Origin of the sequence: Rhizobium indicum, from assembly GCF_005862305.2 — a bacterium.
Lineage (GTDB): Bacteria > Pseudomonadota > Alphaproteobacteria > Rhizobiales > Rhizobiaceae > Rhizobium > Rhizobium indicum.
Genome location: NZ_CP054021.1, coordinates 467,390 through 486,901, shown reverse-complemented (window position 1 = coordinate 486,901; position 19,512 = coordinate 467,390). Strand labels below are relative to the sequence as shown.

General features: G+C 61.7%; 20 protein-coding genes and 1 pseudogene. 19 read left to right on the top strand and 2 right to left on the bottom strand.

All coding sequences use genetic code 11. From position 1 onward, the window contains the following. The first annotated feature begins 172 nt into the window (after nucleotides 1-172). From FFM53_RS02325 to FFM53_RS02250, 16 genes and pseudogenes are all read left to right on the top strand, one after another. Nucleotides 173-1,066, top strand: a complete 894-nt coding sequence (locus FFM53_RS02325; RefSeq protein ID WP_138389267.1) for a VOC family protein — start codon at nucleotides 173-175, stop codon at nucleotides 1,064-1,066. Next, the gene (gene kdsA, locus FFM53_RS02320; protein WP_138389266.1) at nucleotides 1,063-1,908 is read left to right on the top strand and encodes a 3-deoxy-8-phosphooctulonate synthase; all 846 of its coding nucleotides are present in this window, start codon (nucleotides 1,063-1,065) and stop codon (nucleotides 1,906-1,908) included. Before FFM53_RS02325 ends, kdsA begins: the two co-directional genes overlap by 4 nt. Before the next feature lie 149 nt (nucleotides 1,909-2,057). After that, nucleotides 2,058-3,332 (top strand): phosphopyruvate hydratase, encoded by a 1,275-nt coding sequence (eno, locus tag FFM53_RS02315; RefSeq protein ID WP_033182549.1) that lies wholly within the window; start codon nucleotides 2,058-2,060, stop codon nucleotides 3,330-3,332. 136 nt (nucleotides 3,333-3,468) lie between these two features. Continuing rightward, nucleotides 3,469-3,789, top strand: a complete 321-nt coding sequence (locus tag FFM53_RS02310; protein WP_012757326.1) for an FtsB family cell division protein — start codon at nucleotides 3,469-3,471, stop codon at nucleotides 3,787-3,789. Between the two features lie 145 nt (nucleotides 3,790-3,934). Next, nucleotides 3,935-4,981, top strand: a complete 1,047-nt coding sequence (gene pdhA, locus FFM53_RS02305; protein ID WP_138329612.1) for a pyruvate dehydrogenase (acetyl-transferring) E1 component subunit alpha — start codon at nucleotides 3,935-3,937, stop codon at nucleotides 4,979-4,981. A gap of 15 nt (nucleotides 4,982-4,996) precedes the next feature. After that, a complete protein-coding gene (locus FFM53_RS02300) occupies nucleotides 4,997-6,382 on the top strand; it encodes a pyruvate dehydrogenase complex E1 component subunit beta (RefSeq protein ID WP_138389265.1) in 1,386 nt (461 codons plus the stop codon). A 15-nt stretch (nucleotides 6,383-6,397) separates the two neighbouring features. After that, nucleotides 6,398-7,741, top strand: a complete 1,344-nt coding sequence (locus tag FFM53_RS02295) for a pyruvate dehydrogenase complex dihydrolipoamide acetyltransferase (protein WP_138389264.1) — start codon at nucleotides 6,398-6,400, stop codon at nucleotides 7,739-7,741. 19 nt (nucleotides 7,742-7,760) lie between these two features. After that, on the top strand, nucleotides 7,761-8,402 hold the full coding sequence (locus tag FFM53_RS02290; protein ID WP_003539320.1) for an SGNH/GDSL hydrolase family protein: 642 nt from the start codon (nucleotides 7,761-7,763) through the stop codon (nucleotides 8,400-8,402). Nucleotides 8,403-8,404: 2 nt separating this feature from the next. Then, entirely contained in the window at nucleotides 8,405-8,986 is a 582-nt protein-coding gene (locus tag FFM53_RS02285; RefSeq protein WP_138329606.1) for a GNAT family N-acetyltransferase, read from the top strand. A 16-nt stretch (nucleotides 8,987-9,002) separates the two neighbouring features. Next, nucleotides 9,003-10,451 (top strand): dihydrolipoyl dehydrogenase, encoded by a 1,449-nt coding sequence (gene lpdA / locus FFM53_RS02280; RefSeq protein ID WP_138329604.1) that lies wholly within the window; start codon nucleotides 9,003-9,005, stop codon nucleotides 10,449-10,451. A gap of 97 nt (nucleotides 10,452-10,548) precedes the next feature. Further along, the gene (locus FFM53_RS02275; protein WP_003539329.1) at nucleotides 10,549-10,803 is read left to right on the top strand and encodes a GlsB/YeaQ/YmgE family stress response membrane protein; all 255 of its coding nucleotides are present in this window, start codon (nucleotides 10,549-10,551) and stop codon (nucleotides 10,801-10,803) included. 37 nt (nucleotides 10,804-10,840) lie between these two features. Further along, nucleotides 10,841-11,089 (top strand): GlsB/YeaQ/YmgE family stress response membrane protein, encoded by a 249-nt coding sequence (locus tag FFM53_RS02270; protein ID WP_003539331.1) that lies wholly within the window; start codon nucleotides 10,841-10,843, stop codon nucleotides 11,087-11,089. 48 nt (nucleotides 11,090-11,137) lie between these two features. Beyond that, a complete protein-coding gene (gene lipA / locus FFM53_RS02265) occupies nucleotides 11,138-12,109 on the top strand; it encodes a lipoyl synthase (protein ID WP_138329602.1) in 972 nt (323 codons plus the stop codon). Between the two features lie 229 nt (nucleotides 12,110-12,338). Beyond that, nucleotides 12,339-12,880, top strand: a pseudogene (locus tag FFM53_RS02260) (P-loop NTPase family protein). Nucleotides 12,881-12,921: 41 nt separating this feature from the next. Then, entirely contained in the window at nucleotides 12,922-13,518 is a 597-nt protein-coding gene (locus FFM53_RS02255; RefSeq protein ID WP_138389263.1) for a P-loop NTPase family protein, read from the top strand. A 9-nt stretch (nucleotides 13,519-13,527) separates the two neighbouring features. Beyond that, entirely contained in the window at nucleotides 13,528-13,980 is a 453-nt protein-coding gene (locus tag FFM53_RS02250; protein ID WP_129420805.1) for a type II toxin-antitoxin system RatA family toxin, read from the top strand. A 14-nt stretch (nucleotides 13,981-13,994) separates the two neighbouring features. Here the strand turns inward: FFM53_RS02250 and FFM53_RS02245 are convergent, their stop codons facing one another. Both FFM53_RS02245 and FFM53_RS02240 read right to left on the bottom strand, forming a co-directional pair. Continuing rightward, complete coding sequence (locus FFM53_RS02245) at nucleotides 13,995-14,498, bottom strand: CinA family protein (RefSeq protein WP_171598834.1); 504 nt, start codon at nucleotides 14,496-14,498, stop codon at nucleotides 13,995-13,997. After that, the gene (locus FFM53_RS02240) at nucleotides 14,495-15,712 is read right to left on the bottom strand and encodes a bifunctional 2-C-methyl-D-erythritol 4-phosphate cytidylyltransferase/2-C-methyl-D-erythritol 2,4-cyclodiphosphate synthase (protein WP_138389261.1); all 1,218 of its coding nucleotides are present in this window, start codon (nucleotides 15,710-15,712) and stop codon (nucleotides 14,495-14,497) included. Before FFM53_RS02240 ends, FFM53_RS02245 begins: the two co-directional genes overlap by 4 nt. Nucleotides 15,713-15,857: 145 nt before the next feature. On the opposite strand from FFM53_RS02240, the gene dusB reads away from it, so the two are divergent. The 3 genes from dusB to ntrC are packed head-to-tail and all read left to right on the top strand — an operon-like array spanning nucleotide 15,858 to nucleotide 19,473. Then, a complete protein-coding gene (gene dusB, locus FFM53_RS02235) occupies nucleotides 15,858-16,874 on the top strand; it encodes a tRNA dihydrouridine synthase DusB (protein ID WP_173883528.1) in 1,017 nt (338 codons plus the stop codon). Further along, nucleotides 16,871-18,025 (top strand): two-component system sensor histidine kinase NtrB, encoded by a 1,155-nt coding sequence (locus FFM53_RS02230; protein WP_138389259.1) that lies wholly within the window; start codon nucleotides 16,871-16,873, stop codon nucleotides 18,023-18,025. The genes dusB and FFM53_RS02230 overlap by 4 nt, the downstream gene beginning before the upstream one ends. After that, nucleotides 18,022-19,473 (top strand): nitrogen regulation protein NR(I), encoded by a 1,452-nt coding sequence (gene ntrC / locus FFM53_RS02225; protein WP_003539347.1) that lies wholly within the window; start codon nucleotides 18,022-18,024, stop codon nucleotides 19,471-19,473. The genes FFM53_RS02230 and ntrC overlap by 4 nt, the downstream gene beginning before the upstream one ends. Nucleotides 19,474-19,512 lie beyond the last annotated feature (39 nt).

Sequence of the window (19,512 nt, the reverse complement as noted above, 5' to 3'; positions counted from 1 at the left end):
AAATCCAGAACAGACACTATATGTTCCATATGTGTTCCGCAAGTAGCTAAATTTCCGTAAAACTTGGCGCCAACTCGTTGAGATTTTTATTTTCATTCGCCGGATTGGCACACAAGTCTTGCCTTGGGCGGCACTCTCACACATCTCTGCCGTGTTAGGAGAGGGGGATATCATGAACGAGCACTCCGCCAAACCGCACCCGCTGGATCATGTCGTGCTGCCGGTCGTCAATATCGATCTGGCGCGCGAGAGGCTCGGCAAGCTCGGCTTCACCGTTGCCGCCGATGCGCGCCATCCCTTCGGAACGGAGAATGCCTGCGTCTTCTTTGCCGACAAGACCTATCTGGAGCCGCTCGGAATTGCGAGCGTCGAGGAGAGCGAGGCATCAGCGCGGCAAGGCAATGTCTTCACCGCCCGCAACCAGGCCTTTCGCTTCCGCTGTGGCGAGGAGGGGCTTTCGGGGCTGGCTTTCGGCAGCAAGGATGCCGGCATCGATCATCAGAATTTCGTCGGCAACGGATCGAGCGCCGGCGAGATGCTGCAGTTCACCCGGCCGATGACGATGCCGGACGGTTCCGAGACGATTGCCGGCTTCAAGCTGGCTTTCGCCGGCGACCTGCGCGCGCCTGATCTCCTGCTCTTCACCGTCGAGCGCGTCACGCTGCCGGCTGACCGCGCCGCGCTGGAGACGCATGCCAATGGCGTCACCGGCCTAATCGAGATCGCGCTTTGCACGCCGGAGCCGGCCGCCTTCGCTGCCTTCGTCAGCCTTGCCGTGGCGCAATCGGCAGTCGAGAAGACCGGGTTCGGCGTCAATATCGCAGCATCGAATGCGAAAATCAGCCTGATGACGCCGGAAGGGCTGGAGGCCTATTTCGACATCGCCGGCTCATCCGCAGATCGCGGCCTGCGCGGCCGGGCAATCCTCTTCACTGTCGCCGATCTTGCCGTGACAGAAGCGCATTTGGCTGCTAACGGGGTGACATACACGCGCAAGAACAATCGCATTCTGGTGAAGCGCGCGCCCGGGCAGGGCACGCTCTTCGCCTTCGAGGAAACACGATGAGCACTGATACGAATTCCGAAGTCAGGATCGGCGAAGGCCAAGGCCAGGTCACTTTTTCCAATACCGGCCGCCTGTCGCTGATTGCCGGTCCCTGCCAGATGGAGAGCCGCGACCACGCCTTCATGGTTGCCGGCACGCTGAAAGAGCTTTGCGGAAAGCTCGGCATCGGCCTCGTCTACAAGAGCTCCTTCGACAAGGCGAACCGGACCTCGCTTTCGGCCGAACGCGGTATCGGGATCGAAAAGGGCATGGAGGTCTTTGCCGACCTCAAGAAGGAATTCGGCTTTCCCGTCCTGACCGACGTTCATACCGCCGAGCAATGCGGGGAGGTGGCAAAGGTCGTCGATGTCCTGCAGATCCCGGCCTTCCTTTGCCGCCAGACCGACCTTCTTATCGCCGCCGCCAAGACCGGCCGCGTCGTCAATGTCAAGAAGGGCCAGTTCCTCGCTCCCTGGGATATGAAGAACGTCCTGAAGAAGCTCAATGCCAGCGGCAATCCGAACGTGCTGCTGTGCGAGCGCGGCGCCTCATTCGGCTACAATACGCTGATTTCCGACATGCGTTCGTTGCCGATCATGGCGGCGATGGGCGCGCCCGTTATCTTCGATGCGACCCATTCCGTGGCGCAGCCGGGCGGCCAGGGCGAATCCTCCGGCGGTCAGCGGGAATTCGTGGAAACCCTGGCGCGCGCCGCTGTGGCTGCCGGTATTGCTGGTGTCTTCGTCGAAACCCATCAGGACCCCGACAATGCCCCTTCCGACGGCCCGAACATGGTCTATCTCAAGGACATGCCGCGGCTTCTCGAAAAGCTGCTTGCCTTCGATGCGGTCGCCAAGGCCTAAGGTTCAGCTTGACGTTCAACAGTCTGACATGATCGTGCTATAGGCCACATCCGAACGCTGGTCCGAAGGCTATTGCAGCATTGTAATTTGCACGCCTTCGACTAAGACAGGTTTCGAACCATTTATCACCCACCGAGCAGGAAGAACCCATGACTGCAATCACCGATATCATCGCCCGCGAGATTCTCGATAGCCGTGGCAACCCCACCGTCGAAGTCGATGTCTATCTCGAAGATGGCAGCATGGGCCGCGCGGCCGTTCCCTCGGGCGCCTCGACGGGCGCGCATGAAGCGGTCGAACTGCGTGACGGCGGCAAGCGCTACCTCGGCAAGGGTGTCGAAAAGGCGGTCGAAGCCGCCAACACCGAGATCTTCGACGCGATCGGCGGCATCGACGCCGAAAACCAGATCCAGATCGACAACATCATGATCGAGCTGGACGGCACGCCGAACAAGTCGCGCCTCGGTGCCAACGCCATCCTCGGCGTATCGCTCGCCGTTGCCAAGGCTGCGGCCCAGGCGTCCGGCCTGCCGCTCTACCGTTATGTCGGTGGCGCTTCCGCCAGCCTTCTGCCGGTGCCGATGATGAACATCATCAATGGTGGTGCTCATGCCGACAACCCGATCGATTTCCAGGAATTCATGATTCTGCCGGTCGGCGCCGATTCGATCGCCGAAGCCGTGCGCATGGGTTCGGAAGTCTTCCATACGCTGCGCAAGGAACTTGCCGCGCAGGGCCATAACACCAATGTCGGCGACGAAGGCGGTTTCGCACCGGGCCTGAAGAGCGCGCCCGAGGCCCTCGACTTCATCATGAAGTCGATCGAGAAAGCCGGCTACAAGCCGGGCGACGACATGTGCCTCGGCCTCGACTGCGCCTCGACCGAATTCTTCAAGGACGGCAAATACGTTCTCGAAGGTGAAGGCCGCACGCTGGAATCGGGCGCCATGGCCGAATATCTGGCCGAGCTCGCCGCCAAGTATCCGATCATCTCGATCGAGGACGGCATGGCCGAAGACGACTGGGATGGCTGGAAGACGCTGACCGACCTGGCCGGCAAGAAGACTCAGCTCGTCGGCGACGATCTCTTCGTCACCAACTCTGCCCGTCTTCGCGACGGCATCCGCATGGGTGTCGCCAACTCGATCCTCGTCAAGGTCAACCAGATCGGCACGCTGACGGAGACGCTCGATGCCGTCAACACGGCGCACAAGGCGGCCTATACCGCCGTCATGTCCCATCGCTCCGGCGAGACCGAAGATTCGACCATCGCCGATCTCGCGGTCGCCACCAACTGCGGTCAGATCAAGACCGGCTCGCTGTCGCGTTCCGACCGTCTTGCCAAGTACAATCAGCTGATCCGCATCGAAGAGGGCCTCGGCCCGCAGGCCCAGTATGCCGGCCGCTCGATCATTCGCGGCTGATCGGATCTGATTTCCAATGGCTTGACCCGCGCCTCCCGGCGCGGGTTTTTTGTTGCCCGTTTTTTAGAGTCAACGAACGGTTAATCTCTGCGCGTTAGATTGAACGAATTGGTAATGCGTTCAAGAGCATGCGTGTATGTGGACAAAGCATCATAAGAAGAGAAAGATCGGTCGCTTCGTCATTCCGGCCATGACGGTCGCCTTCCTCTCCTATTTCGGTTATCATTGCATTCATGGCGATTACGGCCTGCGCGCGACGGAGACGTTCGAGCATCAGCGTGTCGCGCGTGAAAAAGAGCTTGCGATCTTGAAGGCGAAGCGCGAACATCTGGAAAATCAGGTCGCGCTCTTGAGTGACGGGTCGCTCGACAAGGACATGTTGGACGAAAAAGCGCGTTATCAGCTCAATATGTCGCGCGCGGACGAGATCGTCGTATTCAACCACTATTCCAATTAACCGGAAACAGGTTAATTGGAATTTTAGTAGTTTTTCCAATAATTTAGGACCGAATACGAGCCATGCAATTATGGCATTGCTGTGGTCAATTTTCTTCCCTATGGTACGCGCCACCAAGAAACGACAAACCCATAGGGAGGGTTGAATGGCGCCGCGAAAGACCGCGACCGTTTCCAGCCGCAAAACTGCAGCAAAACCGGCAGCCAAAGCATCGAATGGAGGCCCGGTAGCCGACTTCGATCGCAATGAAGAGCTGAAGGCCTATCGCGAGATGCTGCTGATCCGCCGCTTCGAGGAGAAGGCCGGTCAGCTTTACGGCATGGGGTTCATCGGCGGCTTTTGTCACCTCTACATCGGTCAGGAAGCTGTCGTCGTCGGCATGCAGATGGCGCAGAAGGAAGGCGACCAGGTCATCACCGCCTATCGCGACCACGGCCATATGCTGGCAACCGGCATGGAAGCGCGTGGCGTCATGGCGGAACTGACCGGACGTCGCAGCGGCTATTCCCACGGCAAGGGCGGCTCGATGCACATGTTCTCGAAGGAGAAGCATTTCTACGGCGGTCACGGTATTGTCGGCGCCCAGGTCTCGCTCGGAACGGGTCTTGCCTTTGCAAACCGCTACCGCGGCAATGACAATGTCTCCATCGCCTATTTCGGCGACGGCGCTGCCAACCAGGGCCAGGTCTACGAGAGCTTCAACATGGCTGCTCTCTGGAAGCTGCCGATCGTCTATATCGTCGAGAACAACCGTTACGCCATGGGTACCTCGACCGCCCGCGCCACCGCGCAGTCGAACTACTCGCTTCGCGGATCCGGCTTCGGCATCCCGGGCATTCAGGTCGACGGCATGGACGTTCGCGCCGTCAAGGCGGCGGCCGACGAGGCGCTCGAACATTGCCGCTCCGGCAAAGGCCCGATCATCCTCGAAATGCTGACCTATCGTTATCGCGGTCACTCGATGTCCGATCCGGCGAAGTATCGCTCCAAGGAGGAAGTGCAGAAGATGCGCTCCGAGCAGGATCCGATCGAACAGGTGAAGGCACGCCTCGTCGAAAAGGGCTGGGCTTCCGAAGACGATCTGAAGGCGATCGACAAGGATGTTCGCGACATCGTCGCCGACAGCGCCGACTTCGCCCAGGCCGATCCGGAGCCGGATGCATCCGAGCTCTATACCGACATTCTGCTCTAATCGGGGAGGGAACCCATGCCTATCGATATCCTCATGCCCGCCCTCTCTCCGACCATGGAAGAAGGCACACTGTCCAAATGGCTGAAACAGGAAGGTGACAAGGTCACCTCAGGCGATGTGATCGCCGAAATCGAAACCGACAAGGCGACGATGGAAGTCGAAGCCGTCGACGAAGGCGTCATCGGCAAGCTGCTCGTCGATGCCGGCACCGAAGGCGTCAAGGTCAACACCAAGATCGCCGTGCTGCTGCAGGACGGCGAATCGGCCTCGGATCTTTCCGTCGCCAAGCCGGCCGCCGCACCAGCTCCGGAAGTTGCCCAGGAAGATAAGCCGACCAACACCGGTTCTGCCTCCGCACCGCTTCCGGCCGAGCCGAAGGCCGTCGTTCCGAACGACCCCGAAATCCCGGCCGGCACCGAAATGGTGTCGACGACCGTGCGCGAAGCGCTCCGCGACGCCATGGCCGAGGAAATGCGCGCCGACGAAAACGTCTTCGTCATGGGTGAGGAAGTCGCCGAATATCAGGGCGCCTACAAGGTCACGCAGGGGCTGCTGCAGGAATTCGGCCCCCGCCGCGTCGTCGATACGCCGATTACCGAGCATGGCTTTGCCGGCGTCGGCGTCGGTGCCGCCATGGCCGGCCTTCGCCCGATCGTCGAATTCATGACCTTCAACTTCGCCATGCAGGCGATCGACCAGATCATCAACTCCGCTGCCAAGACGCTTTATATGTCCGGCGGCCAGATGGGGGCTCCGATCGTCTTCCGCGGCCCGAATGGTGCAGCGGCCCGCGTCGGCGCCCAGCACAGCCAGGATTATGCAGCCTGGTACAGCGCCATTCCCGGCCTGAAGGTCGTCATGCCCTATACGGCATCCGACGCCAAGGGCCTGCTGAAGGCTGCTATCCGCGATCCGAACCCGGTCATCTTCCTCGAAAACGAAATTCTCTACGGCCAGCACTTCGATGTGCCGAAGCTCGATAATTTCGTTCTCCCGATCGGCAAGGCCCGCATCCATCGTCCGGGCAAGGACGTCACCGTGGTCTCCTTCGGCATCGGCATGAGCTATGCGACCAAGGCGGTCGCCGAACTCGAGAAGATCGGCATCGACGTCGAACTGATCGACCTTCGCACCATCCGCCCGATGGACCTGCCGACTGTCATCGAATCGGTGAAGAAGACCGGTCGCCTGGTGACCGTCGAGGAAGGGTATCCGCAATCCTCCGTCGGCACTGAAATCGCCACCCGCGTCATGCAGCAGGCTTTCGACTATCTCGATGCGCCGATCTTGACGATCGCAGGCAAGGACGTTCCGATGCCTTACGCCGCCAATCTCGAAAAGCTCGCCCTTCCGAACGTCGGCGAAGTGGTCGATGCGGTGAAGGCTGTTTGCTACAAATAAGGGGAGGGTGTTTCGATGCCGATCAATATCACGATGCCCGCCCTCTCTCCGACCATGGAGGAAGGCAATCTTTCCAAATGGCTGGTCAAGGAAGGCGACAAGGTCAAGTCCGGCGATGTGATCGCCGAGATCGAGACCGACAAGGCGACGATGGAAGTCGAAGCCGTCGATGAAGGCACGGTCGCCAAGCTCGTCGTTGCCGCCGGCACCGAAGGCGTCAAGGTTAATGCGCTGATTGCGGTTCTTGCCGCCGATGGCGAGGATGTCTCCGCTGCCGCAAGCAGTGCGGGTTCGGCCGCTCCGGCACCGAAAGCTGACGGCGCAGCGGCGCCGAAGGCCGAAGCTGCACCGGCTCCGGCCCAGTCTACTCCGGCTGCGGCACCTGTAGCCGCAACCGCCTCAGCTTCATCTGATGGCAGCCGCGCCTTCTCTTCGCCGCTTGCCCGCAGGCTGGCCAAGGAAGCCGGTATCGATCTTTCGGCAGTCGCAGGCTCCGGCCCGCACGGCCGCGTCGTCAAGAGCGACATCGAGGCCGCCGTTGCCGGTGGCGGCGCCAAGGCTGCTGCGGCGCCCGCACCCGCTGCCGCCGCGCAGGCTCCGGCCGCTGCCGCACCGAAGGGCGCGTCCGAGGAAGCCGTGCTCAAGCTTTTCGAGCCGGGCTCTTACGAGCTCGTGCCGCATGACGGTATGCGCAAGACGATCGCCAGGCGCCTGGTCGAATCCAAGCAGACGATCCCGCATTTCTACGTCAGCGTCGATTGCGAGCTCGATGCGTTGCTGGCGCTGCGCGCCCAGCTGAACGATGCGGCTCCGCGCAAGGACAACGCTCCGGCCTACAAGCTCTCGGTCAACGACATGGTCATCAAGGCCATGGCGCTGTCGCTGCGCGACGTTCCGGATGCCAATGTCTCCTGGACCGACAGCAACATGGTCAAGCACAAGCACGCCGATGTCGGCGTTGCTGTCTCGATCCCCGGCGGCCTGATCACCCCGATCATCCGCAAGGCCGAGGAAAAGACCCTGTCGACGATCTCCAACGAGATGCGCGATCTCGGCAAGCGGGCCAAGGACCGCAAGCTGAAGCCTGAGGAATATCAGGGCGGCACCAGTTCGGTCTCGAACATGGGCATGATGGGCGTGAAGAACTTCACAGCCGTCGTCAATCCGCCGCATGCGACGATCCTCGCGGTCGGCGCCGGCGAACAGCGGGTCGTCGTCAAGAAGGGCGAAATGGCGATTGCCACCGTGATGTCAGTCACGCTCTCGACCGACCATCGCTGCGTCGATGGCGCGCTCGGCGCCGAGCTGCTCCAGGCCTTCAAGGGCTACATCGAGAACCCGATGGGCATGCTTGTCTGATAGCGTCGCGGAGGCGGAAATGACCAAGACCGTTCTTTGCTATGGTGACTCGCTGACCTGGGGTTATGACGCCGAGACGATCGGCCGTCATGATTACAAGAATCGCTGGCCGAGCGTGCTTCAGGCAGCGCTCGGCGGTGACGCGCGTATCATCGCCGAAGGCTTGAACGGTCGCACCACCGCTTTCGACGACCATCTCGCCGATTGCGACCGCAACGGTGCGCGCATCCTGCCGACGATCCTGCAAACGCATGCACCGCTCGACCTCGTCATCCTTCTGCTCGGCACCAATGACATGAAGCCGGTCGTGGCAGGCTCGGCCTTTGCCGCATGCCAGGGCATCAGCCGGCTCGTGCGGCTGATCCGCAATCATGCCTGGCCCTTCGAATTCGATGGGCCGGAGATTTTGATCGTGGCGCCGCCGGCGATCCGCGCGACGGGCAATGTGCCCTTCGCCGCATCGTTTCCCGGCGGCATCGAGGAATCGGCAAAGCTTGCAACGCTTTATCGTGATCTTGCCGACGAACTCGGTTGTGGCTTCTTCGACGGCAATTCGGTCGCCAAGACCACACCGATCGACGGCATTCACCTCGATGCGGAGAATACGCGTGCGCTTGGACGCGGGCTGGAATCGATCGTGCGGATGATGCTGGGGATCTGAGCATGACCTCCTTCATCGCCCTCCGGCAGGCCTCACGGCGGGATGCCTCGGAGCTGGCGATTCTGGCGGATATCGCATCGCGCGGTTTTGCCTCCTGGCTCTGGTTTGCCGGTGTGGAAAACGGCGTGAGCGACACGCCGCTGGAGCAGGGCCGGCTGAAGATGGGCGAGGAGGAGGCTGTCGGCGGCTGGCGGGATGCCGTCATTGCCGAGGCCTATGGCGAGGTCGCGGGTGTGGCGATCGGCCATGCGCTGGGTGAGGGGATAGGCGATATCGAGGCGACTATTCCGGCAACCGCACCGATGCTTGTCTTGCAGAAGACGGTGGTCGGAAGCTGGTTCATCGGCAGTCTCGGCGTCTATCGCCATCTGCGCGGCATCGGCATCGGACGCAGGCTGCTGGACGATCAGATCGAAAGGGCCGATCGGCGGCCCGTCAGCCTGATCACCGCCAGCGACAACGAAGCGGCTTTGTCGCTTTATGGAAGAAACGGATTCCTGGAGGCTGCGCGCGCCGATGCCGTGCCGCTCTTCGAAAACAGCAAGAGACATGCGTGGGTGCTCATGACCCGCAGCGCAGCGTAACAAAGGCAGGAAACACATGGCTGAATCCTACGACGTCATCATCATCGGTTCGGGTCCTGGCGGCTATGTCGCTGCCATCCGTGCCAGCCAGCTCGGCCTCAAGACCGCGATCGTCGAGCGCGAGCATATGGGCGGCATCTGCCTGAACTGGGGCTGCATCCCGACCAAGGCGCTGCTGCGCTCGGCCGAGGTGCTCGACCACGCAAATCACTTCAAGGATTTCGGCCTCGTTCTCGAAGGCACGGTCAAGCCGGATGCCAAGGCCGTCGTCGGCCGCTCGCGCGCCGTCTCCGCCCGTCTGAATGCCGGCGTCGGCTTCCTGATGAAGAAGAACAAGATCGACATCATCTGGGGCGAGGCAAAGATCACCAAGCCCGGAGAGGTCGTCGTCGGCAAGTCGTCGAAGCCCGTCGTCGAGCCGCAGCACCCGCTGCCGAAGAACGTCAAGAGCGGCGAGGGTACCTATACCGCCAAGCATATCATCATCGCCACAGGCGCCCGTCCGCGCGCGCTGCCCGGCATCGAGCCGGATGGCAAGCTGATCTGGACCTATTTCGAGGCGCTGAAGCCGGATGTTCTGCCGAAGTCGCTGATCGTCATGGGCTCGGGCGCGATCGGCATCGAATTCGCCAGCTTCTATCGCTCGATGGGCGTCGACGTCACGGTCGTCGAAGTCATGCCGACCATCATGCCGGTCGAGGATGCCGAGATCACGGCGATCGCCCGCAAGCAGCTTGAAAAGCGTGGCCTCAAGATCTTCACCAGCGCCAAGGTTTCGAAGGTTGAGAAGGGTGCCGGCAGCGTCACCGCTCATGTCGAGACGGCCGATGGCAAGGTGCAGCAGATCACTGCCGACCGGTTGATTTCGGCCGTCGGCGTTCAGGGCAATATCGAAAACCTCGGCCTCGAAGCGCTCGGCGTCAAGACCGACCGCGGCTGCGTCGTCATCGATGGCTACGGCAAGACCAATATCGCCGGCATCTATGCGATCGGCGATGTCGCCGGCCCGCCGATGCTGGCGCACAAGGCAGAGCATGAGGGCGTCGTCTGCGTCGAAAAGATCGCCGGCCTTCCCAATGTCCATCCGACCGACAAGGGCAAGGTCCCGGGCTGCACCTATTGCAATCCGCAGGTCGCCTCCGTCGGCATCACCGAAGCGAGGGCCAAGGAACTCGGCCGCGACATCCGCGTCGGCCGCTTCTCCTTCGCAGCGAACGGCAAGGCGATCGCGCTCGGCGAAGACCAGGGCATGGTGAAGGTGATCTTCGACAAGAAGACCGGCGAACTGCTCGGCGCCCATATGGTCGGCGCCGAAGTCACCGAGCTCATTCAGGGCTTCGTCGTCGCGATGAACCTCGAAACGACCGAGGAAGAGCTGATGCACACGATCTTCCCGCATCCGACCGTGTCGGAATCGATGAAGGAAGCGGTGCTCGATGCTTACGGCCGCGTGCTGAACGCTTGATAATTTCCAAATCCGCCCTGTATCACGGGGTGGCAAAGCCATCCCCCCGGAGTGGAAAGCCACTCCGCTGGGGTGGAAAACAAGAAAGGAAATCATCATGTCTATGGAGACGCAGGCGTTGCTGGTGTTTTTGCTGATCGGCCTGGTTGCAGGCTTCCTCGCAAGCCTGGTCGTCGGTGGCGGCGGGCTGATAAGATGCCTGCTGAGCGGCATCATCGGCGCCTTCGTCGGCGGCTATCTGTTTAGCGCGCTCGGCATTTCGCTGGGCATTGAAAACGCGCTGGTCGTGCAGATCATCCACGCCACCGTCGGCGCCATCATTGTGGTTCTGATCGCAAGAGCGGTCGCTTGAGGCGTAACTGAGGGCCAACTTGAGGGTAGGGGAAGGCATGGAAAGCGTCGGCTGGATTTCGGCAATCATTATCGGCGGGCTTGCGGGCTGGCTCGCCGGCAAGCTGATGGAAGCGCGATACGGGATTTTCCTGAATATCGTGCTCGGCATTGTCGGCTCGGTCGTCGCAAGCGCCATCCTCGCGCAGTTTCATCTCGAGGTGGTCGGCGGGCGGCTCGGTTATTTCGTGACGGGTTTCCTCGGCGCCTGCTTGTTGATATTCCTTGCGCGGCTGGTGCGGCGCTAGATCCGAATGAGATTTGCCGCATAGGGGCGGTAGAAGGCTGAAACTGCAATGGTGACCATCCTCGATACGATCAATCCCGACGCCAAGCGCGTGCGGCATCCGGAGAAGGCGCATCGGCCGGATACGGAAGTCATGCGCAAGCCGGACTGGATTCGCGTCAAGGCGCCGACCTCCAAGGGTTATGCCGAGACCCGCGCGATCGTGAAGGAGCACAAGCTCGTCACCGTCTGCGAGGAGGCCGGCTGCCCGAATATCGGCGAGTGCTGGGACAAGAAGCACGCGACCTTCATGATCATGGGCGAGATCTGTACCCGCGCCTGCGCCTTCTGCAACGTCGCCACCGGCAAGCCGAATGCGCTCGACATGGCCGAGCCGGAGAATGTCGCCAAGGCGGTCAAGGAGATGGGCCTATCCCACGTCGTCATCACCTCGGTCGACCGTGACGACCTGGAGGACGGCGGCGCCGAACACTTCGAAAAGGTGATCTGGGCAATCCGTGCGGCCTCGCCGCTGACGACGATCGAGATCCTGACACCCGACTTCCTGAAGAAACCCGGTGCGCTGGAACGCGTCGTCGCCGCCAAGCCCGACGTCTTCAACCACAATATGGAAACGGTGCCCGGCAACTATCTGACGGTTCGCCCCGGCGCCCGCTACTTCCATTCCGTTCGCCTGCTGCAGCGGGTGAAGGAACTCGATCCGACGATGTTCACCAAATCGGGCATCATGGTGGGCCTTGGCGAAGAGCGAAACGAAGTCCTGCAACTGATGGACGATCTGCGCACCGCCGATGTCGACTTCCTGACGATTGGCCAGTATCTGCAGCCGACCCGCAAGCACCACAAGGTCGAAAGCTTCGTCACACCAGACGAGTTCAAGTCTTATGAGACCGTCGCCTACAGCAAGGGCTTCCTGATGGTCGCCTCCAGCCCGCTGACCCGCTCCTCTCACCATGCCGGCGATGACTTTGCCCGGCTGAGAGCGGCGCGCGAAAAGAAGTTGCTGATCGCAGCCGAGTAAGAGCCGGTACTTGCTTTTTGATCGAACCGCGGCGATTTTCGTCGCAGTTCAGTTTGTTGACAAACCTCGATCTTTACTCGACGTCATCCTCGGCCTTGTGCCGAGGATCTGCTGCGCCGGTTGCAGATGCTCGGGACAAGCCCGAGCATGACGAAAGAGGAATGGCCGATTTTATCAGCAGTCTGAGCCGCGGGGATGTTCGCAGCGGTTTTTCATGGGAGTTGCGGCCATGCCCGTCGACAGAGCAATGCTCCGGCATGCCAAACGCATTCTGGTGATTGGCTGCCCCGGTGGTGGAAAGAGCGTGCTTGCACGGGCGCTGTCGACCTCGCTCGATCTTCCCTATATCTCGATGGATCGCGATTTCTATTGGCTTCCTGGCTGGAGGAAGCGAGATCGCAGCGACATCGATCGGCTGATATTGGAGGTCGTGGCGCAGGAGAGGTGGATCATGGATGGAACTGGCCTCGGCTCGTTTCGTCTGCGTCTTCCGAGGGCGGATCTGGTGATCTGGCTCAGGCTTCCAAGAACGGCCTGCCTGTTGGGAGCGATCGCGCGCGCGATTCGGTATTTCGGTCGTAGCCGCCCTGAAATGCCCGAAGGCTGCCCGGAGCGGCTGACGTTTCCGACATGGTCGGCTATATCTGGAATTTCGAAAGGCGTGCCGCCCCGAAGATCGAGGCTGCATTACATGAATTCGGCCTTGCAAATTCCACCATCGTCATAAGATCGCGCAAAGCAGCTAACCGGTTCGCCGCTCTTGGCGCTTAAGTTCGTGCTGGCGAAACGCATGTCTGGCTCGAGGGGGTTGCATGATGGATCAGAGAGCTGAGCTGCCGCCGCGTCAGCAGATCGCCGATCTCGAACAGGCTGCGGAGCATATCCGTACAGCCCGCCGCATCCTCGTGATGGGTTGCTCGGGCGGCGGTAAATCGACGCTGTCGCTGAAGATCGCCAAGCGCTTCGGGCTTTCCTATATTTCGCTCGACCGCGATGTTTTCTGGCTTCCCGGCTGGGTGGTGCGCGACAGGGTCGAGCAGAGAAATATCATCGCCAGCCGGATCCTCGAAGAACGTTGGATCATGGACGGCACGAACCCGTCTTCCTTGGACATCCGGCTGCCGCGCACCGATTTCGTCGTCTGGGTCCGCATGCCGCGACTTCTCTGCATCTGGGGCGCAATCAGCCGATGGGCGAAATGGATCGGCCGCACCCGACCGGAAATGGCGCCTAGCTGTATCGAGAAGGTCGATTTTGAATTCCTCCGCTTCATCTGGACCTTCGAGGAGAAATTCGCGCCGCGCCTCGTTGCCGGCATCGCCGCACATGGCCCCGACGTGCCGGTTCTTCAGCTAAAATCCCGCCGCCAGATGCGCGAGCTTCTTGATCTTCTCGGCCGGCCCGATTAATTGCCGCTTATGCCGCAATTCGAAACGCACCGTCCCGTCCCGCACACGCCCGAGCAGATGTTCGATCTCGTCGCCGATGTCGAGCGTTATCCGGAATTCCTGCCGCTCTGCGAAGCGCTCGCCATCAGGAGCCGCAAGGAGCGCGACGGCAAGATCCTGCTCGTCGCCGACATGACGGTCGGCTATAAGGCGATCCGCGAGACCTTCACGACACAGGTGCTGCTCAACCGGGCCGAACACGTCATCGAGGTCAAATATATCGATGGCCCGTTCAAATATCTCGACAATCGCTGGCACTTCGCCGAGATCCCGTCCGGCGGCTGCACCGTCGATTTCTTCATCGACTACGAGTTCAAGAGCCGTATCTTGGGCGCGCTGATGGGCTCGATGTTCGACCGCGCCTTCCGCATGTTCACCGAAGCCTTCGAGACCAGGGCAAACAGGATCTACACGCCGGTTTGATGCGCGAACCCGCGTCAGGCAGCAAGGAGCGAGCGCACCATCTCCAGCGCCGTCCTGATCGTCGCCACCCGGACCTCGCTGCGGCCGATATCGCCATAAAGCATTTTCCGATGGATGAGCGCGCCGGAACGCGATTTGGCGGCGAGATGCACGAGGCCGACCGGCTTTTCCGCCGATCCGCCGCCGGGGCCGGCAATGCCCGTGACGGCAACGGCGATCCCGGCGCGTGAGCGGAAGAGGGCGCCATGCACCATCTGCCGCGCCGTTTCCTCGGAGACCGCCCCGAAGCGCAGCAGCGTTTCCGCCTGCACACCGAGCATCTCGATCTTTGCGCTATTCGTATAGGTGACGAAGCCGCGGTCGACGACGGCTGACGAACCCGAAATCTCCGTCAGCGCCCCGGCGATCAGCCCGCCGGTGCAGGATTCGGCGGTCGAGATCATCAGCCCTGCAGCCGTAAAGTCACGGATGATCGTCTCCGCCGTCGAAAGGATATCGTCGGGAAAAAGGCTCATCATTTCCTCCCGCGATAGACGACGGTCGCCGTGGCGATCGCCGCGATGCCTTCGCGCCGGCCGACGAAGCCGATCGTCTCGTTGGTCGTCGCCTTGACCGAGCAACGCTCGATATCGATGCCGAGATAATCCGACAGTTTCGTCCGCATGGCGTCGCGATGCGGGCCGACCTTCGGTGCCTCGGCGATCAACGAGACGTCGGCATTCATGATCGTGCCGCCGCGCTCGCGCACGATCCGGGCGGCATGCTCGATGAAGATCCGCGAAGGCGCGCCCTTCCATTGCGGGTCGGACGGCGGGAAATGATCGCCGATATCGCCGGCGCCGCAGGTGGCGAGCAGCGCGTCCGTCAGCGCATGCAGCGCAACGTCGGCATCGGAGTGACCTTTCAGCTTCTGGTCATGCGGAATGAACACGCCGCAGAGCGTTACGCCATCGCCCGCCACGAGCTGGTGCACGTCGTAGCCGTTGCCCGTGCGCACGTCTGGAAGCAGCGAAGACGAGAGCTTGTCGTCGGCCATGGCGATATCGTCTTTGACCGTCAGCTTGACGTTGTCGGCCGTGCCCTCGACGATCGTCACCGGAATGCCCAGCCATTCGGCGATCGAGGCATCGTCGGTGAAATCGCTTCGTCCGCTTGCCGCCGCCTTCTCATGCGCATCGAGGATCGTTTCGAAGGCGAAGGATTGCGGCGTCTGCGCCGCGTAGAGATGCTCGCGTGAAACCGTCGTCAGCACGGTGCCGGCGCTGTCGGCGCGTTTCAGCGTATCTGTGACCGGGATCGCTGGCAGGACCGCCTGCGCGCCGGCATCAAGGCTCTCGGCGATGCGATCGAGAAGCGCATGATCGAAGAACGGCCGCACGGCATCATGGATCAGCACATGGCTGATTTGCTTGTCCTTGAGGTATCTGAGGCCTGCAAGCACGGATTGCTGCCTGGTCGCACCCCCATGCACCGTTTCGATCGGCGTTGCCGAGATGATGTGGCGAAAGGCTCTCGCAAACAGCGCCTCGTCATCGGGATGGATGACGACGACGATCTCAGTTGCCGCTTCCCATGTCATGAAGTTTTCAAGCGTATGCACGATAACCGGCTTGCCGCCGATCATGCGATATTGCTTCGGGCCTTCCTTGGATGATCCCGCGCGCTCGCCGCGGCCGGCGGCAACAATGACAATTCCAGCCGATATCGGTTGCTTAGAAGGCATTTGCAGCATAAATCCCCTAAATTATGCGGAATTGACCGGAGTGCTCTAACGTCTTGCTTTGGCCTTTTCCAGCATCTGCCCGAAAAATATCAATTCCGGTTCCAGCCCCCTTGGCAAGCCAGGGAATAGTGGCTAAAAATAATGCAGTTCTATTGTGTGCCCGAAAGATAATCATTTGATTTCCAAGGACCTCGCAGCGCCTTTCCAAATCGGACCCGTGTCCGTGCGGAACCGCGTTGTACTGGCGCCGATGTCCGGCGTCACGGATATGCCCTTCCGCGAGCTTGCCTGGCGCTTCGGCGCCGGCCTCGTCGTCACCGAAATGGTGGCGAGCCGCGAGCTGGTCAATGACACGGCCGAATCCTGGTCGCGGCTGAGGGCTGCGGGCTTCCGGCCGCATATGGTGCAGCTTGCCGGGCGCGAGGCGCATTGGATGGCGGAGGCAGCCAAGATCGCCGCCGATCACGGCGCCGATATCATCGACATCAACATGGGTTGCCCGGCAAAGAAGGTGATCGGCGGTTATTCCGGCTCGGCGCTGATGCGCGATCCCGATCACGCGCTCGGTCTCATCGAGGCGACGGTCAAGGCCGTCGACATTCCTGTGACGCTGAAGATGCGCCTCGGCTGGGACGAGAATTCGATCAACGCGCCTGACATTGCGCACCGCGCCGAGGCGGCCGGCATCCAGCTTGTCACCATTCATGGGCGCACCCGCATGCAATTCTATGAAGGCCGGGCCGATTGGGATGCGATCCGCGCCGTCCGCGAGGTGATCTCCATTCCGCTGATCGCCAATGGCGATGTCGAAACCGCAGGCGATGCGCAGGAAATATTGCGCCGCTCCGGCGCCGATGCCGTGATGATCGGCAGGGGCTGCCAGGGCAGGCCATGGCATGCCGGCGTCATATCAGGGGCGCCCGAGCCGCTACCGCAGGAGATCGCCGATATCGCCGTCGAGCATTACCGGATGATGCTGGATTTCTACGGCGAAGCGGTGGCAATCCGCCACGCCCGCAAGCATCTTGGCTGGTATCTCCAGCGTTTCGCGCCGGCTCTGTTGGGCGCTGAAAAGGCGGAGATTATGACCTCGCGCGATCCGCGCGAGGTGGCCGCGCGTCTTTACGATGCATTGGCAACCAGTGTTGTCGACAGCCGGGAGGCGGCATGAAGAAGGATATGACATCTCCGTCCGATCACACCGGCGGGACCGTCGCCATGGCCGTGTTGAACGCCATCCAGAACCCCGTCGTCATGGTCGACGAATCCGGCTTCGTCGTTTTCGCCAATTGGGAGGCGGAGGCCTTTTTCGGCGCCAGCGCCTCGCATCTGGCACGTTACCGCATCTCGACCTTCATTCCCTTCGGCAGCCCGCTGCTTGCCCTGATCGACCAGGTGCGCGAGCGCAAGGCGCCGGTCAACGAATATCGCGTCGACCTGAGTTCGCCTCGCCTGGGCCAGGATAAGCTCGTCGATCTCTACGTCGCCCCTGTGCTCAGCGAGCCCGGCGCCGTCGTCATCGTCTTTCAGGAACGGTCGATGGCCGACAAGATCGACCGGCAGCTGACGCATCGCGCCGCCGCCCGCTCGGTGACCGGCCTTGCCTCGATGCTGGCGCACGAGATCAAGAACCCGCTCTCCGGCATCCGCGGCGCCGCCCAGCTGCTCGAACAATCTGCGGACGACGACGATCGGGCGCTGACCCGGCTGATCTGCGACGAGACCGATCGCATTGTCTCGCTGGTCGACCGGATGGAAGTCTTTTCCGACGAACGCCCTGTCGACCGCATGCCGGTCAACATCCATTCCGTGCTCGATCATGTGAAGGCCGTCGCCAAGGCGGGTTTTGCTCGCAACATCCGGGTCACCGAGAGTTACGACCCGTCGCTGCCAGCCGTCTATGCCAATCGCGACCAGCTCGTTCAGGTCTTTCTCAATCTGGTGAAGAACGCCGCCGAAGCGGTCGGCGATCGGTCGGACGGCGAGATCATGCTGACGACGGCCTATCGCCCCGGCATCCGTCTTTCGGTCGCCGGCACGCGCGAAAAGATCTCGCTGCCGCTGGAATTCTGCGTCCACGACAACGGCCCCGGCGTTCCCCTCGATCTGTTGCCGCACCTCTTCGATCCCTTCATCACCACCAAGCCGAACGGCAGCGGCCTCGGCCTGGCGCTGGTCGCCAAGATCATCGGCGATCACGGCGGCATCATCGAATGCGATAGCCAGAACAGCCGCACGACATTCCGCGTTCTCATGCCGGCGTCGAAGGACGCCTCGCTCGAAGACGCCTCTATAGCAAGCTCGACAGGACCTTCTCGATGACAGCCACGATCCTCGTTGCAGATGATGATGCGGCCATCCGGACCGTGCTCAACCAGGCTTTGAGCCGCGCCGGTTATGACGTTCGCATCACCTCCAACGCCGCTACCCTCTGGCGCTGGATTTCGGCAGGCGAGGGCGATCTGGTCGTCACCGATGTGGTGATGCCCGACGAGAACGCCTTCGATCTGCTGCCGCGCATCAAGAAGGCGCGGCCCGACCTGCCGGTCCTCGTCATGAGCGCCCAGAACACCTTCATGACTGCCATCAAGGCCTCGGAAAAGGGCGCCTACGACTATCTGCCGAAGCCCTTCGATCTCACCGAGCTGATCGGCATCATCGGCCGTGCGCTGGCCGAGCCGAAGCGCAAGCCCGCCAAGCTTGAAGACGACATGCAGGACGGCATGCCGCTCGTTGGCCGGTCGGCGGCGATGCAGGAAATCTACCGCGTGCTCGCCCGCCTGATGCAGACGGACCTGACGCTGATGATCACCGGCGAATCCGGCACCGGCAAGGAACTCGTCGCCCGCGCGCTGCATGATTACGGCAAGCGCCGCAACGGCCCGTTCGTCGCAATCAACATGGCGGCGATCCCGCGCGACCTGATCGAATCCGAACTCTTCGGCCATGAGAAGGGCGCCTTCACCGGCGCGCAGACGCGCTCGACCGGCCGCTTCGAGCAGGCCGAAGGCGGCACGCTCTTCCTCGACGAGATCGGCGACATGCCGATGGACGCCCAGACACGGCTCTTACGCGTCCTGCAGCAGGGCGAATACACCACCGTTGGTGGCCGCACGCCGATCCGCACCGATGTGCGCATCGTTGCCGCTACCAATAAGGACCTGAAGCAGGCGATCAACCAGGGCCTCTTCCGCGAGGATCTCTATTACCGCCTCAATGTCGTGCCGCTGCGCCTGCCGCCGCTGCGCGACCGCGCCGAGGACATCCCCGATCTGGTGCGCCATTTCATCCAGCAGGCGGAAAAGGAAGGTCTCGGCTCCAAGCGTTTCGATCAGGAAGCGCTCGAACTGATGAAGGCCTATGCCTGGCCGGGCAACGTCCGCGAGCTGGAAAACCTCATCCGCCGTCTGATGGCGCTTTACCCACAGGATGTGATCACCCGTGAGATCATCGACGCGGAGCTGCGTTCCGACGTGCCCGACAGCCCGATCGACAAGGGGCCGATGCGCAGCGGCTCGATGACGATCGCGCAAGCCGTCGAGGAGAACATGCGCAGCTATTTCGCAGGCTTCGGGGACAATCTGCCGCCGCCCGGCCTCTATGATCGTGTGCTGACCGAAATGGAATATCCGCTGATCCTCGCCGCCCTGACGGCGACGCGCGGCAACCAGATCAAGGCGGCCGATCTTCTCGGTCTCAACCGCAACACCTTGCGCAAGAAGATCAGGGAACTTGGCGTCTCGGTCTACAGGAGTTCCCGCACCGCCTGAGCCTGTTCGGGCTTGCACGGTGCTGCAGTGAGGTCTGAG